Raw genomic sequence first — 16,820 nt, forward strand, 5'->3', positions numbered from 1 at the left:
TCGCCTGCCCCCGTCAGTCAGGCGATCGGCGCACAGACACGACTGTGGCGGGGGCCGGAGGGGCACCCGCCACAGTCGACCGGTCAGGTCAGCACGCGCCCAGGTCGAGCCAGGACGTCGTGGTGCCGGGTGCTTGCCCGAAGGAGAAGAACGCGGCCAGGATCCACAGGTGACCGTTGTGGCTCACCTCGGAGCCGAAGAAGTAGAACGATGTCGCGCTCCACGCGGTCGTGCCGTCACAGGCGGGCGGCTCGCCGGGGTCGCCGGGGTCGCCCGGGTCCGGGTCGGCGCCTTCACCGACGTACAGCAGGTTGTTCGGCGAGCCGGCACCGGCGTCGGTCACCTTGCCGATGCTGGCGAAGTCCTTCAGCGCGGTCTGCACCGCGGCCGGGGTGGCGTCCGGGTGCGAGCCCAGATACACGGCGGCGGCACCGGCCACGTGCGGGGTCGCCATCGACGTGCCGCTGATCGTGTTGGTCGCGGTGTCGTTGGTGTTCCACGCCGAGGTGATGTCGCGGCCCGGCGCGAAGATGTCCGAGCAGGAACCGAAGTTCGAGAACGACGACCGGGCGTCGGTGCGGTCGGTCGAGTTGACCGTGATCGCCTCCGGCGTGCGGGCCGGGGTGAAGTTGCACGCGTCCGCGCTCGAGTTGCCCGACGCGATCGCGTAGGTGACGCCGGAGCTGATGGAGTTGCGGACCGCGTTCTCCAGCGAGGCGTTCGTGCCGGTGGCGCCGAGGCTCATGTTCGCCACGGCCGGCTTCGCCGCGTTCGCGGTCACCCAGTCGATGCCCTGCGCGACACCGGCGAGCGTGCCGGAGCCCTGGCAGTTCAGCACCTTCACGGCGACCAGGTCGACGTCCTTGGCGATGCCGTGTGCTGTGCCGCCGACCGTGCCCGCGACGTGCGTGCCGTGGCCGTTGCAGTCGGTGTTGTTGGAGTCGACGGTGTTCGTGCCCCACGTGGCCTGGCCGCCGAAGTCGCTGTGGGTGGTGCGGATGCCGGTGTCGATGATGTACGCGGTGACGCCGGTCCCGGAGTTCGGGTAGGTGTAGCCGCTGTCGAGCGGCAGCGTCCGCTGGTCGACCCGGTCAAGGCCCCACGACGGCGGGTTCGGCTGCGTCTCCAGCGCGGTGATGACGCGGTTCTGCTCGACGTAGGCGACGGCCGGGTCCCCGGCGGTGCGCTTGGCGTCGGCCTCGCTCATCGTCGCGGCGTAGCCGTGCAGCGCGGCCCCGTAGGTGTGGGTGACCTTCGCGTTGTGCGCGCCGGCGACGCTCGCCGCCGAGGTGCCGGCTTCCTTGAGCACGACGATGTAGCTGTCCTTGATGGTGTTCTCGGCGTAGGTGCCGAGGATCTTGCCATCGGCGGCGCTCGCCGCGGTGGGCAAGCTCATGCCCGCCGCGACGACCGCGGCCGCCACCAACCCGGCCTTGACTATCTTGGCGCTTCTCGGACGTCTCATGCCCGGACCTCCTGGATGCAGGGCGCACGTGGCCCTCCGCCCTCGGGTGAGCCACTGTGCGGTGATCTGCTCACATCCAATCCCACGAATCGGACGAACCTCAACGATCTGGGAACGGGAAGGGCTGAAGGACCCACAAAACCATCCGCGTGGCCTAATCCAGGACCAACCCGAATCGATAACGGGTATCTGTCACCGGTACCGGTACGCGCGGGTGACGGTCTGCGTGACCGTGCTGCCCTCCGAGTCCGTCGCGTGCGCCCGCAGCGAGACGTACCGCCCGCCACGCGGGTGCGTGATCTCCACCGTGCCGCCGTCCGGCCGGTCCGTGGCCACCGTCAACGGCCGCCACGTGCGACCGTCGTCGAAAGACGCCTCGACCGACAGTTCGGTGAGAGTGGCCTCCGGCGCGTTGTACGGCTGCTGCACGGTGACCGGGATCCGGACCGACGCGCCGCGCGCCGCGTTGTGGCGGTCCAGGTCCGGCGGGGCGAAGCGGACGGCCTGCAGCGGCAGGCCGGTGCCGCCCTTGCCCTTTCCCTTCTGGCCGGGGTCGGGTGGGCGGGCCGAGGTGAAGGTCCACACGCAGGAGATCCGCGTGGAGAACTCCGAGACATCGCTGCGCGAGGACTCCACTTCGAGCCGGTAGGCGGACGGCTGCGCGGGCACCTCGAACTGGCCGACGCCCGGCTGTGCGGTCTCGCCGACCTTGACGCCGTCCCGGTACAGCACCGTGGACCCGGAGTCCACTTCGGACATACCGGCGCGGTCGAGGCCCGCGTCGCTGTACAGCGGCACGGTGAACGCGAGTACGTCGCCGAACCGGCTCGCGAACTCGCCGTCGGCGGTGAAACCGGGGCCGAACACCGCCGTGTTCCATTCCTCCTCGGCGGGCACGCCGGGCTGGTGGTCGACCGGGCCGCCGGTCAGCACGGTCTCGGTGTGCACCTGCTTCTTGACCATCGACCACTGCTGTAGCTCGCCCGACCACCGCGCGCCGTCGTCGAGGTTGTGGAACTCGGTGCGCTCCAGCGGCAGCCGGAAACCGAACCCGAAGCCGCCCGCCACCCCGGCCCTCGGTTCCTGCGCGACCCACACCTTGGTGCCGCGCTTGCGATCCGCCTGCGCCCGGTACGTGGCGTGCACCGTTGCCAGGTCGCCGTCCACGACGTGCCGGGTGAACCCGGTTGGCACGGCGCCGTAGCCGAACCAGGACAGGTTGTAGGTCACGGTGCTCCGCAGCACGTCGCCCTGCGCGTCCGGCACGGCCCACACCCCGCCGAGACTCGTGGTCATCTCCTCCTCCGGTACCGGGTCCCCGACCTGCCCGATGCCGATCCGGTCGAACGTGTCGCCGAGCACGCCGGTGTTCAGGGAGTTGTCCTCGGTGAACCTGGTGTAGGCCACGGCCACCGCCTTCGGCACCACGTTCGCCCTGTCGAACGTGACCCGCACCGGACGCGCCGCGCGGGCGTCGAGCACCACCGTCGTGTCGGCGCGCACGTCGACCGTCGGGTGGACCACCTTGGCCGAGTCGAACAGCGTGCCGCCCGGTCGCGGCGTGCCGATCGCGGCGTCGACGTGGTAGCGGCCTGCGCGGACCCGCAGCGTTCCCGCGCCGCCGATCCCCGGCACCGGGCGGAACCGCGCCTGGTCGAGACCGAACACGAACGAGTAGTGGTCGTCGGTCGGTGCGCCCTTGGCGTCGAGCGTGCGCAGCGTCAGGTCGTAGCTCTCCGGTTCGCGGTCCACCGCGACCGGGGTGACGACCCGGACACCGGTGTCGTCGGTGGCCTCGACACGTGCCCCGAACGCGCCCTCCGCCGCCGGCACCGCCGTGTTCACCGTGATCTCCACGCCGGCCTCGCCGTTGGCCGGCACGGTGACGGTCCGCGCGGAGAGCCGGAACATGCCGTCGGGCACCGGTTCGCCGCCGGGACCGCTGACCGGAAGAGCGAGGCGCAGCGTGCGGGGTGTGGCGCCGTTGTTGTGGTAGGTGACGGTCCTGGTCACGGTCTCGTCGTCCTCGTGCGGCCACGCCATCCGGCCTGCCGACACGGTCGCGGGCTCGGCGACCACGTCCTGGCCGACGGCGCGGCCCGCGTCCACCCGGCCAGCGCCCTGCTCGTAGACACCCGCGTCCGCCACCGGCTCGGCCGACCCGATCAACGCGGCCTTGAGCCGGGGACCGGTCCAGTCCGGGTGCCGCTGCGCCAGGATCGCGGCCGACCCGCTCACGTGCGGGGTCGCCATCGACGTGCCGCTCAGCGCGACGTACCGGTCACCACGCTTGCCGCGCGTGGAGAACCGGGACCGTGCCGCGGTGATCTCCACCCCCGGCCCGGTGATCTCCGGCTTCAGCGCGGCGTCGTGGACCCTCGGCCCCCGGCCGGAGAACCCGGCGAGCGCGTCCTGGTCGTCGACCGCGCCCACGGCGAGCGCGGCGTCGGCGCTGGCGGGGGAGGACACCGTTTCCGCGCCGTAGCCGCCGTCGTTGCCCGCCGCGACCACGAACAGGGTGCCGTGCTCCGCGGTCAGCCGTGCCACCGCCAGTTCGAGCGGGTCGTCGCCCGCGGTGTCCTGGCCGCCCAGGCTGAGGTTGACGACCTTCGCGCCCTTGGCCGCGGCCCATTCCATCCCGGCCAGGATCGCCGACTCCGGACAGCCATAGCCGCCGCACACCTTGCCCACCAGTAGTTTCGCGCCCGGCGCGACCCCCTGGTAGCGGCCGCCGGACGCTGCGCCGGTGCCCGCGATGGTGGACGCAACGTGCGTGCCGTGCCCGTCCCTGTCCCGGACGCCGGACTCGGCCGTGAAGTTCTTCGTGGCCTTGATCTGCCTGCGCAGGTCCGGGTGGGTGTCGTCGATCCCGGTGTCCAGCACCGCGACCGGCACACCCGCGCCGGTGTAGCCCGCGTCCCACGCCTGCGGGGCGTGGATCTGCGGCACGCTCACGTCCAGGCTGGGGTGTCGCAGCCCGTCGAGCCAGAGCCGGCCCTCGCCCCGGCGCGTGGACCAGAAGTCGGCCGCGCTCTCCTTCGGCTGCCGGACCGCCAACGAGTCCACAGTGGACAGGGTGGCCGTGACGGTCGCGTCCGCGCCGACGGATCCGCCCTGCACGATCAACGGGATGTCCGCGCGCCCCGCGTCGCCGTAACCGTCCCGCAGCAACGCGGCCACGTCGAAGAGCCGCTCGTCGACCTGCCCGGTGCGCACCGCGGTCCACGCGTCGGCTGGCACCACCAGCAGCGAGTCGTCCACCTGCGTGGTGGCGAAGTGCACGTGCTCGCGCCCCGCGGCGGGCGCCACCTGCGGCACGAGCTGCGCGCCGACCCGCCGCACGGTCACGTGGTCGCCGGTGACCAGTGTGACCGCGCCGAGGAACGAGCTTGCCGCCGCCGGTGCCGGTTCGGTCGTCGCCGGTACCGGCGACCATCCCACCGCGACCACCGCGGCCAACAGGACCCCCGACAGCTTCGCCCCGACCGGCATGGTGCCTCCCAGCTTGTTCGTGTCTTTCAAACAAACCGGTCGGGTCCGCCGAGTCAAGCCGCCGAATGCTCTCCTTGCAGGACACTTTGTACGTCTCTTGTACCCGGGCTTGTCACCATGCCCGCGCAACTGGACGAACGGAGCGTGCTGATGAACCAGTCACGGGCGACCTACACGAGGCGCCAACTGCTCTCCCGAGGAGTGGCGGCCGGAGCGGCGCTGGCCGTGCCCGCGCTGGCAGGCACCCAGACCGCCGCGGCGGTCGCGGCCCTCGCCACCGTCGACATGGAGCAGGTGCTGCTCGCCTGCCAGGTCGACCCACCGAAGTCCGGCACCGGCACGACACCCGGCGCCGCGTCGCACGTGCTCGTCGTCGAGCAGGCGCTGCAGGCCAAGGGCCTGCTCGCCTCGGCCCAGGTCGACGGGCACTACGGGACATCGACGCTGACCGCGTACGCGGCGTGGCAGCGCAGCCTTGGCTTCACGGGCATCGACGCGAACGGTGTCCCCGGCCGCACCTCGCTGACCCAGCTGGGTTCCGGCCGGTACGACGTGAGCAGGCCGGTGGCCGCGGGCTCGCGCACCGACTCTTACGGTGGCAAGCGGGTCAACACCAGGACCGCCGACATGCTGCGGGCGGCGGACGGCATGCTCTCCTGGAGCATCACCCTGACGCAGGGTTCGTACACGTCGAGCAACCCCGACTCCGCGGGCACCCACGACGGCGGCGGCGTGGTCGACATCAGCGTGAGCAGCCTGAGCACCACCCAGCGGTGGCAGACCGTCCGCGCGCTGCGCACCGTCGGGTTCGCGGCCTGGCTGCGCACCCCCAGCGACGGCTTCGACTACCACATCCACGCCAACGGCATCTCCGACCCGGACATGTCCAGGACCGCCCGCGACCAGGTCAACGACTACTACTTCGGCCGGAACGGCCTGGCCAACAACGCAGCGGACAACACCCCGGAGGCCTACCGCGTGGCGCTCACCTGGTGGGAGAAGTACAAGCGCGCCTGACCACCATCGACGACGGGCCCGCCACCATGATGGGTGGCGGGCCCGTCGTTTCGTGACCGGTGTCGATCAGTACTCGACGCGGGTGGTGTTCTCCAGCCACGCCGTGAACGGGGCGAACCCGTCCGCTGTGGCCAGCTGGGTCACGGGTACGTGCCAGCTCTCTCTCGGCTTGTCGAAGAGCTCGTAGAAGGCGCGGTCGTCGAAACCGGCCCTGGCGGCGTCGTCGCGGTCGCTCGCGTACACGACGCGGTCCACCCGCGCCCACAACGCCGAGCTGAGACACATCGGGCACGGCTCGCACGACGACACCAGGACACACCCGTCGAGGGCGAACGTGCCCAGCTCCCGGCACGCCGCGCGGATCGCGGTGACCTCGGCGTGCGCGGTCGGGTCCAGCGTGGTGGTGACCCGGTTGATCCCGGTCGCGACTATCTCGGTGCCGAGGGCGATCAGCGCACCGAACGGCCCGCCCCCCTCCGCGACGTTCTCGGTGGCGAGACGGATGGTCTCGGCCAGCCACGCGGCTTCGGTGTCGGTGTGCACGAGCACGGGGTCTTCTCCTCGGGTTGCCGAGGCCGACGCGGCCTCGTGAGCAAGTACACCGCCCGCGTCCGGTCGCCCGACAGCGGCGGAACCACCGAAAGACCAAGGCCACGGCCGCCCCGTTTTGTGCTTTCCTACAAAGTCGGAAGGGACACCCATGCGACTGAGAGCACTGCTGGCGGCGGAACAGCTCGGGTTCACCGTGCTCGTCGGTGAGGACGAGCTGGACCGGACCTTCGAACGGGTCTTCACCGCCACGCTCCGGGACCCCCGGCGGTACCTGACCGGCGGTGAGCTGGTGCTGAGCGGCATGGAGTGGTGGCCGACCCCGGCCGACTCCGAGGCGTTCGTCGCGGCCCTCGCCGAGGCGGACGTGGCGGCCCTCTGCGCGGGCACCGCCGAACGCGGCGGCGGGCCGGTACCCCAGCACGTCGTCGACGCCTGCACACGGCATGGCGTGCCGTTGCTCGAGGTCCCGGTCGACGTGTCGTTCGCGACCATCAGTGAGCAGGCGGTCCTCTGGCTGGCGGCCGAACGCGCCGAACGCACGCCCGGCGCCGGGCAGTTCCTCGACCGCTACCGCAGGCTCGTGACGGCCGTCGCGGAGGGCGGCGGTGTCGCGTCCCTCATCGCGGCGGGCGCCAGGGAGCTGGGCACGGACTGCCGGGTGCTCGCCGCCACCGGACGCGTGGTCGCGGGCGGCGACGAACCGGAACGGACGCGCCTGGCGGCCGAGTTCCTCAAGGCGGACCGGCTGCCGAAGGTCGTCCCGACCACGCATGGGCCGGTGACGTTGCTGTCCTCGGCCGCACGGGCCGGGCACCGCATGGTCAGCTGGTTCCTCACCGTCGCCGGGGACCACGAGGACTGGGACTCGCTCCGCCGCGAACTGGCCGCCGAGCTCGCCACCCTCGTCGGCCACGAACGCGCCCGCCTCGACGAGGAGCGGCGGAGCGCCGCCCGTGCCGCAGAGCCGGTGCTGCGACTGGCGATGGCGGAACACACGACCGCCGCCGGGGTCGCCGCCCGGCTGTCCGAACTGGGCCTCGCCCCGGCCGACCCGGTGTGCGCGCTGTCGGCGAGCGTGCAGGGCGGCAGTCCAGGTCTCGCGGTGGTGCTGCTGACCGAACTCCTTGCCCCGCTTGGTGATCGTGCGACCGTCGCGGAGGTCGACGGCGAGACGGTCGGCGTCGCCCGGATCTCGCGGGACGCCGGGCTCGGTGCCGTCACCGCGCTGGTCGCCGACGTCCGGGACGTCGTGCGTACCGTGGCGCCCGCACTCGGCTCGGCCCGGCTGTCGGTCGGCGCGAGTCGCGTCTTCGACGCGGCCGCGCTGCGGTCCGGCCTGCACGAAGCCCGCCACGCACGCAAGCTCGCCGAGCTGTCGGCGGGCCGCGCGACCGTCGTCGCCGGTGACGACGTGGCCTCGCACCTGCTGCTGCTCGCCGCGGTACCCGAGGAACTGCGGCAGTCCTTCCGTTCCCGCGTGCTCGGCCCGGTGCTGGACTACGACGCCGCGCACCGCTCCGACCTGGTGCGCACCCTCCACGTCTTCCTGCGCCACTCCGGCTCATGGTCCCAGGCCGCGGCCGACCTGCACGTCCACGTGAACACCCTGCGGTACCGGATCGGCCGCGTCGCCGAGCTGACCGGCCGGGACCTGTCGTCCTTCCCCGACCGCGTCGACCTCTACCTGGCGCTGGACCAGATCGAGCGTGACCGGAACCGGCCCCCCGGCTACTCGGGAACTCCGTAGCCGTGCTCGACGATGCGTTGCGCCATGCCGGCGTAGGCGTCCCGGTCGTCCGGCGCGAACGTGGCGAGGCCGTCGACGTAGCGGTTGAACATGCAGAACGCCGCCGCGATCAGCACGGTGTCGTGGATCTCGAGATCACCGGCACCCTCGCCGCGGGCAGCGGCCACCAGGTCCGGGGTGACCTTGCGGCCCGACTCCTGCACAGCGGCCGCGATCCGCAGCAGCGCACGCAGTTTCGGCGTGATCGGGGCCTCGTCGAGGTTCGCGCGCACCTGGTCCACCAGGTCCATCCCGGTCGGGAGCTGCGCGGCCGCGAACGCGGAGTGCGACGAGCAGCAGAAGTCGCACTCGTTGAGCCCCGACACGTATGCCGCGATCAGCTCCCGTTCGCCCGGTGTCAGCGGATGCGGTTGTCTGCGCAGCAGGACCTCCGCCAGCTCGTTCAACGGATGCCCGGTCTCCGGGCGGAACATCATCGGCCCCGTGATGCCGGGGAACCGGGCCTCGTCTACGCCGAGATCGATATGTGCCATGCCGTCGAACCTAGTGCCCCGTCAAGGCGAAGAGGGCACGTTTCTCCGCGGCCCAGGCGGCCGCTGGCCGCGTTGCGGGAAAGCCCAAGTACAACCCGGTACGAGCGGCTTTCCCGCGCCTTGCCAGCGACCACCTGGATCCACGGACAAACGACCCCCTTCACCTTGACGGGGCACTAGCCACGGCAAGGGATTCACGACAGCGCTGATCAGCGGAACTCAGCACGGGATCCAGCGATGCTACGGCCGCGCCGGTTTGGCGACGCGGCCGCAGCGTTCGGCCTACCCTGTGCTGCAGGACACCGTGGGCCAGTTCCGGTTCCCGTTGTGCTGGATGGTGACGCCCCAGTTGTTGCCGTTGCCGTTAGGGGTGGCGACCATCTGCTGAGCGCTCGGCCAGGATGCGTTGACGTTCCAGGTCGCGATGATCGAGGCGGGGGATGGGACGTTCATCGTCACGGTCCAGGCGCTGGAGCCGGACACCGCGACGTTGAGGTTGTAGCGGTCGGTCCACTGGTCGCCTGCGGACAGCGTCGCGGTGCAGCCGCCACCGCCACCGCCCCCGCCGCCCCCGCCACCGGAGCCGCCGATGGTGATGTTGGAGTTGCCGCTGCTCTGGTATCCCTCGGTGGCCATGATCATGTAGTCGTGGCTGCCCAGGTTCATGCCATTGCGCGCCCACGCGTCGAAGTGGTTGCCCGACGTTATCGTGCCGCCCGTTTTCTTCGACTGCCGAACGCTCCAGTACTGGTTGAATGTGCGGGTGCCGTCGATGGACGGGGCGTTGTACCGCGTCGTCTGGTAGATGTCGTAGGTGCCGCCGTCGCTGGTCACGGTGCCCTTGTACGTGCCGGTGGGCCGGTAGGTGCCCCAGTTGTCGACGATGTAGTACTCGACGAGCGGGTTTCTCGTCCACCCGTACAGCGTCAAATAGGCGTTACCGGACGGGTTGAAGCTGCCCGAGTAGGTGACATTCCTGCGCCCGCCGGTCTGCCAGCCCTTGCCTGCCACGAAATTTCCGGTGTTGCGCCAGGACGTGGTGTAGTTGCCGCCGGCACCCAGATCCATCGAGACGGTGCCCTGGCTGTCGGTCCAGAATGAATAGAAGTAGCCGTTGTGGTTGCCGGTTTGATTTGTTGTTATCGCGTTCGCGACGCCGGGTGACACTAATGAGAAGATCAGTGCCAAGGCGCACGATCCGGCGATGAGCAGCCTTGGTCTGCGTCTTTTTGGGCGCGCGGAAATGTCGTTCATGTGCGTACTTCCTCTTCGTTGAGGAGGGTGTCGCTGAAAAAGTATGAGTACCGGCTCGGCGAACTGTCAATAATTTTCGGAAATGTTTCGGGCCACCAAAATGCGAAACATTTCGGTGGCCCGGGATTCCCGTCGTGGATCAGAGCGCGAGCCGTGGCCAGTCCTCGGTGTCGCGCAGCAGTTGCCGGTCGTGCGTGGCGACGACGACCGCGGCGGGGGTGGCGCCGAGCGCGGCGGTCAGCTCGTCGACGAGCGTGGCCGACAGGTGGTTGGTCGGCTCGTCGAGGAGCAGCACGTGCGGCCGCCCGGCGCCCACCTGAGCGGGGTCGGCCGTCAACCACCGGGGCTCGCCTGCGGGCAGAATGCCCGGATGCGCATCGTCCTCGTGGCCAACCGGCTCTCCGGCTCCGGCCGGACCGACGCCGACCGGATTCTGGAGCTCATTACCGACGCCGGTGCCGAGGCCGAAACGAGGGGTCTCGACCAACTCGACGAGCCACTGCCCGCCGGGACCGAGCGGGTCGTCGTGGCGGGTGGGGACGGGTCCGTCGGGGTCGCGGCCCGCGCGGCGGCCGGGGCGGGTGTGCCGCTCGCGGTGCTGCCCACCGGGACCGCCAACGACTTCGCGAACGCGCTCAACCTGCCCACCGAGCTGGCGAAGGCGTGCGGGCTCGCCACCGATCCGGCCGCGCGGACAGAGCACCGGGAGATCGGGCTCGCCTGCGGGCAGCCGTTCGTCAACGCCGCCGCGGCGGGGCTCTCCTCGGTCGCGAGCAGGCTCGCCAAGCCGCACAAGAAGAGGCTCGGGGCGCTGGCATACGCGTTCGGCGCGGTCCGGGCCGGGTTGACCGCGCCGCACACGCCGTGCCGCGTCCTGGTCGACGGCGACCAGGTGTTCGACGGGGACGCCTGGTCGGTCGTCGTGGCGGTCAGCGGGGCGTTCGGAGGCGGGTCCAACATCGGCGGCACCCGGCACGACGACGACCACCTCGACGTCGCGGTCGTGCCGGCCAGGTCGAGGTTCGCGCTCGTGCGGCACGGCTACCACATGCGCCGCGGCATGCTCACGCAGCAGGACGACGTCCCGCACCACCGGGGCCGGGTGATCGAGGTCGACGTGCCACCCGGGACCGAGTTCAACGTGGATGGTGACCCCCGTCCCCTCGAACCAGCCCGTTTCACGCTGCTCGACGGCGGCGTACGAGTCGTCGTTCCCGGCTGATCCCACCGGTTTGGGCTCTCGCCCGTACGTTCGAATCAAAGGCGTCGTTATCGATTTGTTATGTCCAAAGTGTATTTCCGGGTGATCAGCCCGCACTGCCTTGTCGACGATGCTGTGTGCTCAGAGACGGGGAGGTCTCCATGCACTTCTACATACGTCGCGACGTGCGCGACGAAGGGCTTGGCAGCGAGGTGCCCGGTATCCCGGGGAACCTGCTGGCCAGGCACGATGCGCGCACGCTGCGTGCCGCCACGGCACCCTCCGGGACGGCGTACCGCGCCGATGTCCTGCGGGTGCCGCACTCCGTGGACCGGGACGCCATCGAGCGGAACCTCGCGGACATCAACCTGAGACTCGCGCGTGCCGACGCGGCCGAGAGCGGGTACCAGCCGCCGGTCGTGCGGCTCGAGGCACGTGACCCGGACAAGCCCGCGACCGTCGACGCCTGGCACGCGCTGTCGTACCTGCGGGAGGCGTCGGCCGCCGAGCAGGTCGAGCTGGAGCACCTGCTGTTCCTCGGCCTCGACCCGGCGCCGTGGGACTCCCATGGCGTCGGGCCGGCGCCGTGGGACTCGCACGGCATGTTCGGCGGGGACTCCTACCTGCGGTCCGCGCGCGGCGGTCCGGTGCCGGTCAGCATGTCGGTCCGCCCGCCGAGGGCGCGGCCCGTCGACGCGGACGGCGGGTTCGACCGCAGGCCCGTGATCGCGGTGCTGGACACGGGCATCTCGGCGCACGAGTGGTTCGGCACGACCGACCGCGAGTCGGGGCTGCCGCCTGGCGGCTTCATCCGCGTCCTCAAGGAGGTGCAGGACGCCATCACGGCGAGCAGCCGTGAGGCGGGCACCGGGGCGCGGGTCATCGAGGACTACTGGGACGCCGACGTCCCGGCGAACCCGCTGACCGGCGAGCTCGACCGCCACGTCGGGCACGGCACGTTCATCGCGGGCATCATCCGGCAGGTCGCGCCCGACGCCGAGGTGGCGGTCGCCAGGGTGATGGCGGGAGACGGCGTCGCCTACGAGAGCGACGTGCTGGCCGCCCTGGAGCGGCTCGTCGAGCAGGTCCGGGGCGCACAGGCACCCGGCGGCAACCCCGCCGACATGATCGACATCCTGTCGATCTCGATCGGGTACTACTGCGAGACCATCGAGGACGAGGCGGAGACGACCGAGTTCGCGCGGCTGCTCGGCCTGCTGAGCGACCTCGGGGTGCTGGTCGTGGCTGCCGCGGGCAACGACGCCACGATGCGCCCGTTCTTCCCGGCCGCGCTCGCCCTGTCCCCGCCCGATGGCGGCGGGCAGCCGGTACTCAGCGTCGGCGCGCTCAACCCCAACGGCACCAAGGCGTTCTTCAGCAACCAGGCGCCGTGGGTGCACGCGTGGGCGACGGGCGCGGCGGTCGTGAGCACGTTCCCGAAGCTGCGGGGCAGCACGGGGCCCGCGAACGCGATCCGCGAGCTCGACCGCGAGTCGCTGGACCCGGACGACTTCACGAGCGGCTTCGCGATGTGGCACGGCACGTCGTTCGCCGGGCCGCACGCCGCGGCGGTCCTCGCCAACAAGCTCGTCGACCACGCCGACGCCGACCCCGGCCAGGTCCGGATGGGACTCGTCAGCCAGGAGGCGATGCGGGAACGCGCACGTCGCGCGGTTGACGATTGCACGGAGTGCTGACCAGGTGGAGACCACGATCCGGAAGGAGGTCGACGCACTGTTGCTCGCCATGGTGCGCTGGCCGCTGATGGCCCGCAGGACGGGGAACCGGCCGTGAGCCAGGACGACGCCGGGACACGGGACGCGACGGCTTCCGACGAGGACGCCGGGCTCCTGGCCGCCTTGTGGACGGTGTTGGAGACCGCCGACCCGATGCCACCCGGCCTCGTCGACCGCGTCCGGTTCGCGATCGAACTGGACGACGTCGACGCCGAGCTGCTGCGGCTCGTCGAGCTGTCGTCGCTGGTGGCCGCCCGCTCCGACGAGTTCACCCGGCTCGTCACGTTCCAGGGCGACAGCCTGACGATCATGATCACGCTGGAACAGGGCGCCGACGGGACCACGAGGATCGACGGGTGGCTCACGCCCGCCGCGTGCAGGCGGGTCGAGGCGCGCTGCGCGGCGGGGCCGCTGTCGACCGAGTCCGACGACACCGGCCGGTTCTCGCTCGACGCGGTTCCCTCGGGCACCGTGCGGCTCGTCGTGCACGACGCCGCGAGCACCCGCCGGGTCATCACGCCCACGATCGAGGTGTGAATCAGGACGGGATCAACGCCATAAACCACTGTTCCGGCGGCCGGGTGGAACCGATACTGACCTGATGTCCGGTGTCGTGGCCGACGAGGCCCGTGGTGCTCGCGCACGCGAGCTGCACGGCCGCGGCCTCGAGGCGCTCAACCGGGGGCGGCCGCTGCTCGCCGCCCGGTCGCTGCGGGCAGGCCTGCGGCTGCTCGGCTGGCCGGGAGCCGTCGGCGCGTGGCGGTCGCACCGCGAGCTGACGTTCCGCCTCCTCGGCACACTCGCCGCCGCCGAGGTCGCCCGAGGCAACAGCGACCGGGGCTTCGGGCTGCTCGACAGCATGGACACGCTCATCACCGACGACAACCGGGGCGTCCTGCTGCTCCAGCGGGGTCTGCTGCTGACCATGATCGGCCGCGTCGACGACGCGGTCCGCAGCTTCGACGCCGCCGTGCCGCTGCTGGAACGCGCGGACGAGCGGGTCGCGCTGGCGCGCACGCTGCTGAACCGGGCGTTCATCCACCAGATCGCGGGTCAGGTGCGCCCCGCGCTCGCCGACCTGGCCCGCAGCGAGGAGATCAGCCGCGAGCTCGGCATGGCCGTCCAGCTGGCGAAGTCGTTCCACGGCAGGGGATCCTGCCTGCTGCTCGCCGGTGACATCCCCGGCGCGCTGCGGGCCTTCGACCAGGCGGAGCTGGGGTACGCGGCGGACGCGGACGGGATGCTGGTCGTGCTCGCCGTTGAGAAGGCCCGCGCCATGCTCGCGGCGGGTCTCGGCGCGGACGCGGCGGGTGTGCTCGACGCCGCCCTGCCCCGGTTCGCCGGCCTCGGCATGAACCAGGAACACGCCGAGGCCGAGCTGACCCGTGCGCAGATCGCGCTGGCGGTCGGTGACCACGAGGCCGCCAGGTGGTGGGCGGGCCAGGCGGAGCGCCGCTTCCGCCGCAGGCGCAACGAGACGTGGGCGGCGGTCGCCGCGTTGACGAGGCTGCGGGCCGAGTTCGCCGGGGGCCGGGGGCCGGTCAAGGTCGCCACCACCGCCGCCGGTCTCGCGGCCCGGCTCCGTGAGCTGGGGCTGGACAACGATGCGGAGGCCGCCGAGCTGCTGGCCGCCCGCGCGCAGCTGCGCCGGGGCGTGGTCGACGATGCGCACCGGTGGGTCCGCGCCCAGCCGGGCCGACGCTCCACCTTGGATACCCGGCTGCAGCGCCAGGTCGTCCTGGCCCGGATCGCGGGGGCGCGCGGCGACCACGCCGCCACCTTCCGGCACGCGCGGGCTGGACTTGCCAGGCTCGCTGCGCACCGCGGCCTGTTCGGCAGCATCGACCTGCAGACCGGGGTGGCCGGGCTCGGCGCCGAACTCGCGCGGGCCGGACTCGACGCGGCACTCGCGGATGGCAGGCCCGCCACCGTGTTCCGCTGGCTGGAGCACTCGCGGGCACAGGCGTTCCGCTCACGGGCGGTGCACCCCCTCGACGATCCCGTCACCGCGGACGCACTGGCCGAGCTGCGGCAGCGGTCCCGCGTGGCACGGGTGAGCGAACTCGAGGGCCACCGCGACACGGCGGCCGCGCGCCGCTGCGCGGAACTGGAGCGGCAGATCCGCGCGCACAGCTGGCGGACCAGCGGCACCGGTGAACACCACGCCCAGGCCTCGCTGGCGGAGGTCCGAGCCGAGCTGCGCGCCGAGGGCGCCGCGCTGGCGAGCTACTTCACCGTCGGCACCCGGATCCACGCGTTCCTGGTCACCGGCCGCACGGCCCGCATCGTCGCGCTTGGTGACCTGGCGACGGCCAGGGAGACGACCACCCGGCTGCGCGGCGACATGGACGTCCTGTCCGGGCGGGCGCTGCCCGCCCCGCTCGACACCGCGGTGCGCACCTCGGCGCGGCGCCAGCTGGAGGTCCTGACCGAGCACCTCATCACCCCGATGCGCCCGTACCTCGGCGACGAGGACCTCGTCGTGGTGCCGACCGGACCGCTGTCCGGCGTGCCGTGGGGACTGCTGCCGGACCTGCGTGGCCGCCCGGTGACGGTGTCCCCGTCGGCGACGGTCTGGCTGTCCGCCAGACGTGTCCCGCGCCAGGCCGCCGCGGGCACGCTCCTCGTCGCAGGGCCGAACCTGGAGTACGCCGCGGACGAGGTAGAGCAGCTGGCCGCCATCTACCCGGACAGCGAGACACTGTCCGGCGCGGACGCCACCGTCGAGTCGACGATGAAGGCCCTCGACGGCTGCGGTGTGGCGCACTTCGCCGCCCACGGCCACCACGAACAGGACAGCGTGCTGTTCTCCCGGCTCGACCTCGCCGACGGGCCGTTGATGGCCTACGACATCCACCGGCTCGGCGCGGCACCCGAGCACGTGATCCTCGCGTCCTGCGACGTCGGCAAGGTGGTCGTGCGGACGGGCGACGAGATCCTCGGCTTCACCGCCGCCCTGCTCTACAGCGGCACGCGGACCGTCGTGTCGAGCGTGGCACGCATGGACGACCACGCGGCGGTGGGCGTCATGACCGCCTACCACGACGGCCTGTCCCGGGGTGTCGCCCCGGCGCGGGCGCTGGCCGACGCCGCGGTCACCCAGCCCCTGACACCGCTGGTGTGCTTCGGAAGCGGATAGAGGGCGCGCGAATAGGGCATGGCGGCGCCCGCCGCGCCTCGATCACGACGAGCATCCACCGACCCTATTCGCGCGCCCTCCAAGCAAGCCCGCGAGCACCAGCGCGGCACCCAGTGCCGACACGGCGACGGGCAGCCCGGCCGGGATCTCCAGGTACACGGTGATGCCGAGGATCCTGGACAGCCCCCACGGCAGGAGCGCCAGCTGGTCGTTCCACATCGTCAGCGCGCGTTCGAGCCCGATCACGGCGACCAGCCCTCCGAGCACCAGCAGTGGCGTGCCTGCCGCGATCAGCACCCGGCCGGTGGCCGCCCGCCTGCCCATGCCGGTGCGGAGTGCGTGGTAGGCGACCACGAACACGCCGAGGAACGCCGCGAACGCGACCGTCACGTACCCGCTCCTGGCCACCGGGTCGGTCCAGAAGCCGAACCAGTAGTGGCCCGGTCCGCGCAGCGCGAGTGCCGCCAGCAGCAGGACCGTGCGCAGCAGCGCGAGCCCGCCGACCGCGGCCGCCAGCACGAACGGGTCGGCCGGGCGCACGAGCAACCACAGGACGACACCGAACAGCAGCCACGCGCCGAGCACCGGCACCAGGTGCGCCGGCGCGGCGAACCACGTGAGCACCGCGCGGCTGAGCACGACCGCGGCCGCCGGGATCGCGACCACGAGCACGCGGTCAAGGCG

At 71.8% G+C, this 16,820-nt stretch carries 13 protein-coding genes; 6 read left to right on the forward strand and 7 right to left on the reverse strand.

Annotated features, from left to right (window positions below):
• Window positions 1-88: 88 nt before the first annotated feature.
• Together WBA97_RS21525 and WBA97_RS21530 are read right to left on the reverse strand one after the other, a co-directional pair.
• A complete protein-coding gene (locus WBA97_RS21525; protein WP_424232684.1) occupies window positions 89-1,465 on the reverse strand; it encodes a S8 family peptidase in 1,377 nt (458 codons plus the stop codon).
• A gap of 192 nt (window positions 1,466-1,657) precedes the next feature.
• A complete protein-coding gene (locus WBA97_RS21530) occupies window positions 1,658-4,957 on the reverse strand; it encodes a S8 family peptidase (protein ID WP_424232685.1) in 3,300 nt (1,099 codons plus the stop codon).
• Between the two features lie 117 nt (window positions 4,958-5,074).
• Between WBA97_RS21530 and WBA97_RS21535 the strand changes: the two genes are divergently transcribed.
• Window positions 5,075-5,974 carry a peptidoglycan-binding protein gene (locus WBA97_RS21535; protein ID WP_424232686.1) on the forward strand — a complete coding sequence of 300 codons (900 nt, stop codon included), beginning with the start codon at window positions 5,075-5,077 and terminating at the stop codon, window positions 5,972-5,974.
• 66 nt (window positions 5,975-6,040) lie between these two features.
• On the opposite strand, the gene WBA97_RS21540 is transcribed toward WBA97_RS21535, so the two are convergent.
• The gene (locus WBA97_RS21540) at window positions 6,041-6,523 is read right to left on the reverse strand and encodes a nucleoside deaminase (RefSeq protein WP_424232687.1); all 483 of its coding nucleotides are present in this window, start codon (window positions 6,521-6,523) and stop codon (window positions 6,041-6,043) included.
• A gap of 151 nt (window positions 6,524-6,674) precedes the next feature.
• Here WBA97_RS21540 and WBA97_RS21545 point away from each other — a divergent pair, with 151 nt between their 5' ends.
• Entirely contained in the window at window positions 6,675-8,273 is a 1,599-nt protein-coding gene (locus tag WBA97_RS21545) for a helix-turn-helix domain-containing protein (RefSeq protein ID WP_424232688.1), read from the forward strand.
• Here the strand turns inward: WBA97_RS21545 and WBA97_RS21550 are convergent.
• The 3 genes from WBA97_RS21550 to WBA97_RS21560 all read right to left on the reverse strand — a co-directional run bounded on the left by WBA97_RS21550 (window position 8,255) and on the right by WBA97_RS21560 (window position 10,397).
• On the reverse strand, window positions 8,255-8,806 hold the full coding sequence (locus WBA97_RS21550; RefSeq protein WP_424232689.1) for a carboxymuconolactone decarboxylase family protein: 552 nt from the start codon (window positions 8,804-8,806) through the stop codon (window positions 8,255-8,257). The genes WBA97_RS21545 and WBA97_RS21550 overlap by 19 nt on opposite strands.
• 282 nt (window positions 8,807-9,088) lie before the next feature.
• A complete protein-coding gene (locus tag WBA97_RS21555; RefSeq protein WP_424232690.1) occupies window positions 9,089-9,973 on the reverse strand; it encodes a glycoside hydrolase family 11 protein in 885 nt (294 codons plus the stop codon).
• A 226-nt stretch (window positions 9,974-10,199) separates the two neighbouring features.
• Window positions 10,200-10,397 carry a hypothetical protein gene (locus tag WBA97_RS21560; RefSeq protein ID WP_424232696.1) on the reverse strand — a complete coding sequence of 66 codons (198 nt, stop codon included), beginning with the start codon at window positions 10,395-10,397 and terminating at the stop codon, window positions 10,200-10,202.
• A 33-nt stretch (window positions 10,398-10,430) separates the two neighbouring features.
• Between WBA97_RS21560 and WBA97_RS21565 the strand changes: the two genes are divergently transcribed.
• From WBA97_RS21565 to WBA97_RS21580, 4 genes are all read left to right on the forward strand, one after another.
• Window positions 10,431-11,282, forward strand: a complete 852-nt coding sequence (locus WBA97_RS21565; RefSeq protein WP_424232691.1) for a diacylglycerol/lipid kinase family protein — start codon at window positions 10,431-10,433, stop codon at window positions 11,280-11,282.
• 140 nt (window positions 11,283-11,422) lie between these two features.
• Window positions 11,423-12,958: a S8 family peptidase gene (locus WBA97_RS21570; protein ID WP_424232692.1), complete on the forward strand. Its 1,536-nt coding sequence runs from the start codon at window positions 11,423-11,425 to the stop codon at window positions 12,956-12,958.
• A gap of 93 nt (window positions 12,959-13,051) precedes the next feature.
• Entirely contained in the window at window positions 13,052-13,534 is a 483-nt protein-coding gene (locus WBA97_RS21575) for a hypothetical protein (protein WP_424232693.1), read from the forward strand.
• A 64-nt stretch (window positions 13,535-13,598) separates the two neighbouring features.
• A complete protein-coding gene (locus WBA97_RS21580) occupies window positions 13,599-16,136 on the forward strand; it encodes a CHAT domain-containing protein (protein ID WP_424232694.1) in 2,538 nt (845 codons plus the stop codon).
• Window positions 16,137-16,178: 42 nt separating this feature from the next.
• On the opposite strand, the gene WBA97_RS21585 is transcribed toward WBA97_RS21580, so the two are convergent.
• Window positions 16,179-16,820: hypothetical protein (locus tag WBA97_RS21585; protein WP_424232695.1), on the reverse strand; the 642-nt coding region annotated here is incomplete at its 5' end.

The sequence above is a fragment of the Actinophytocola sp. genome (assembly GCF_049647105.1).
Lineage (GTDB): Bacteria > Actinomycetota > Actinomycetes > Mycobacteriales > Pseudonocardiaceae > Actinophytocola.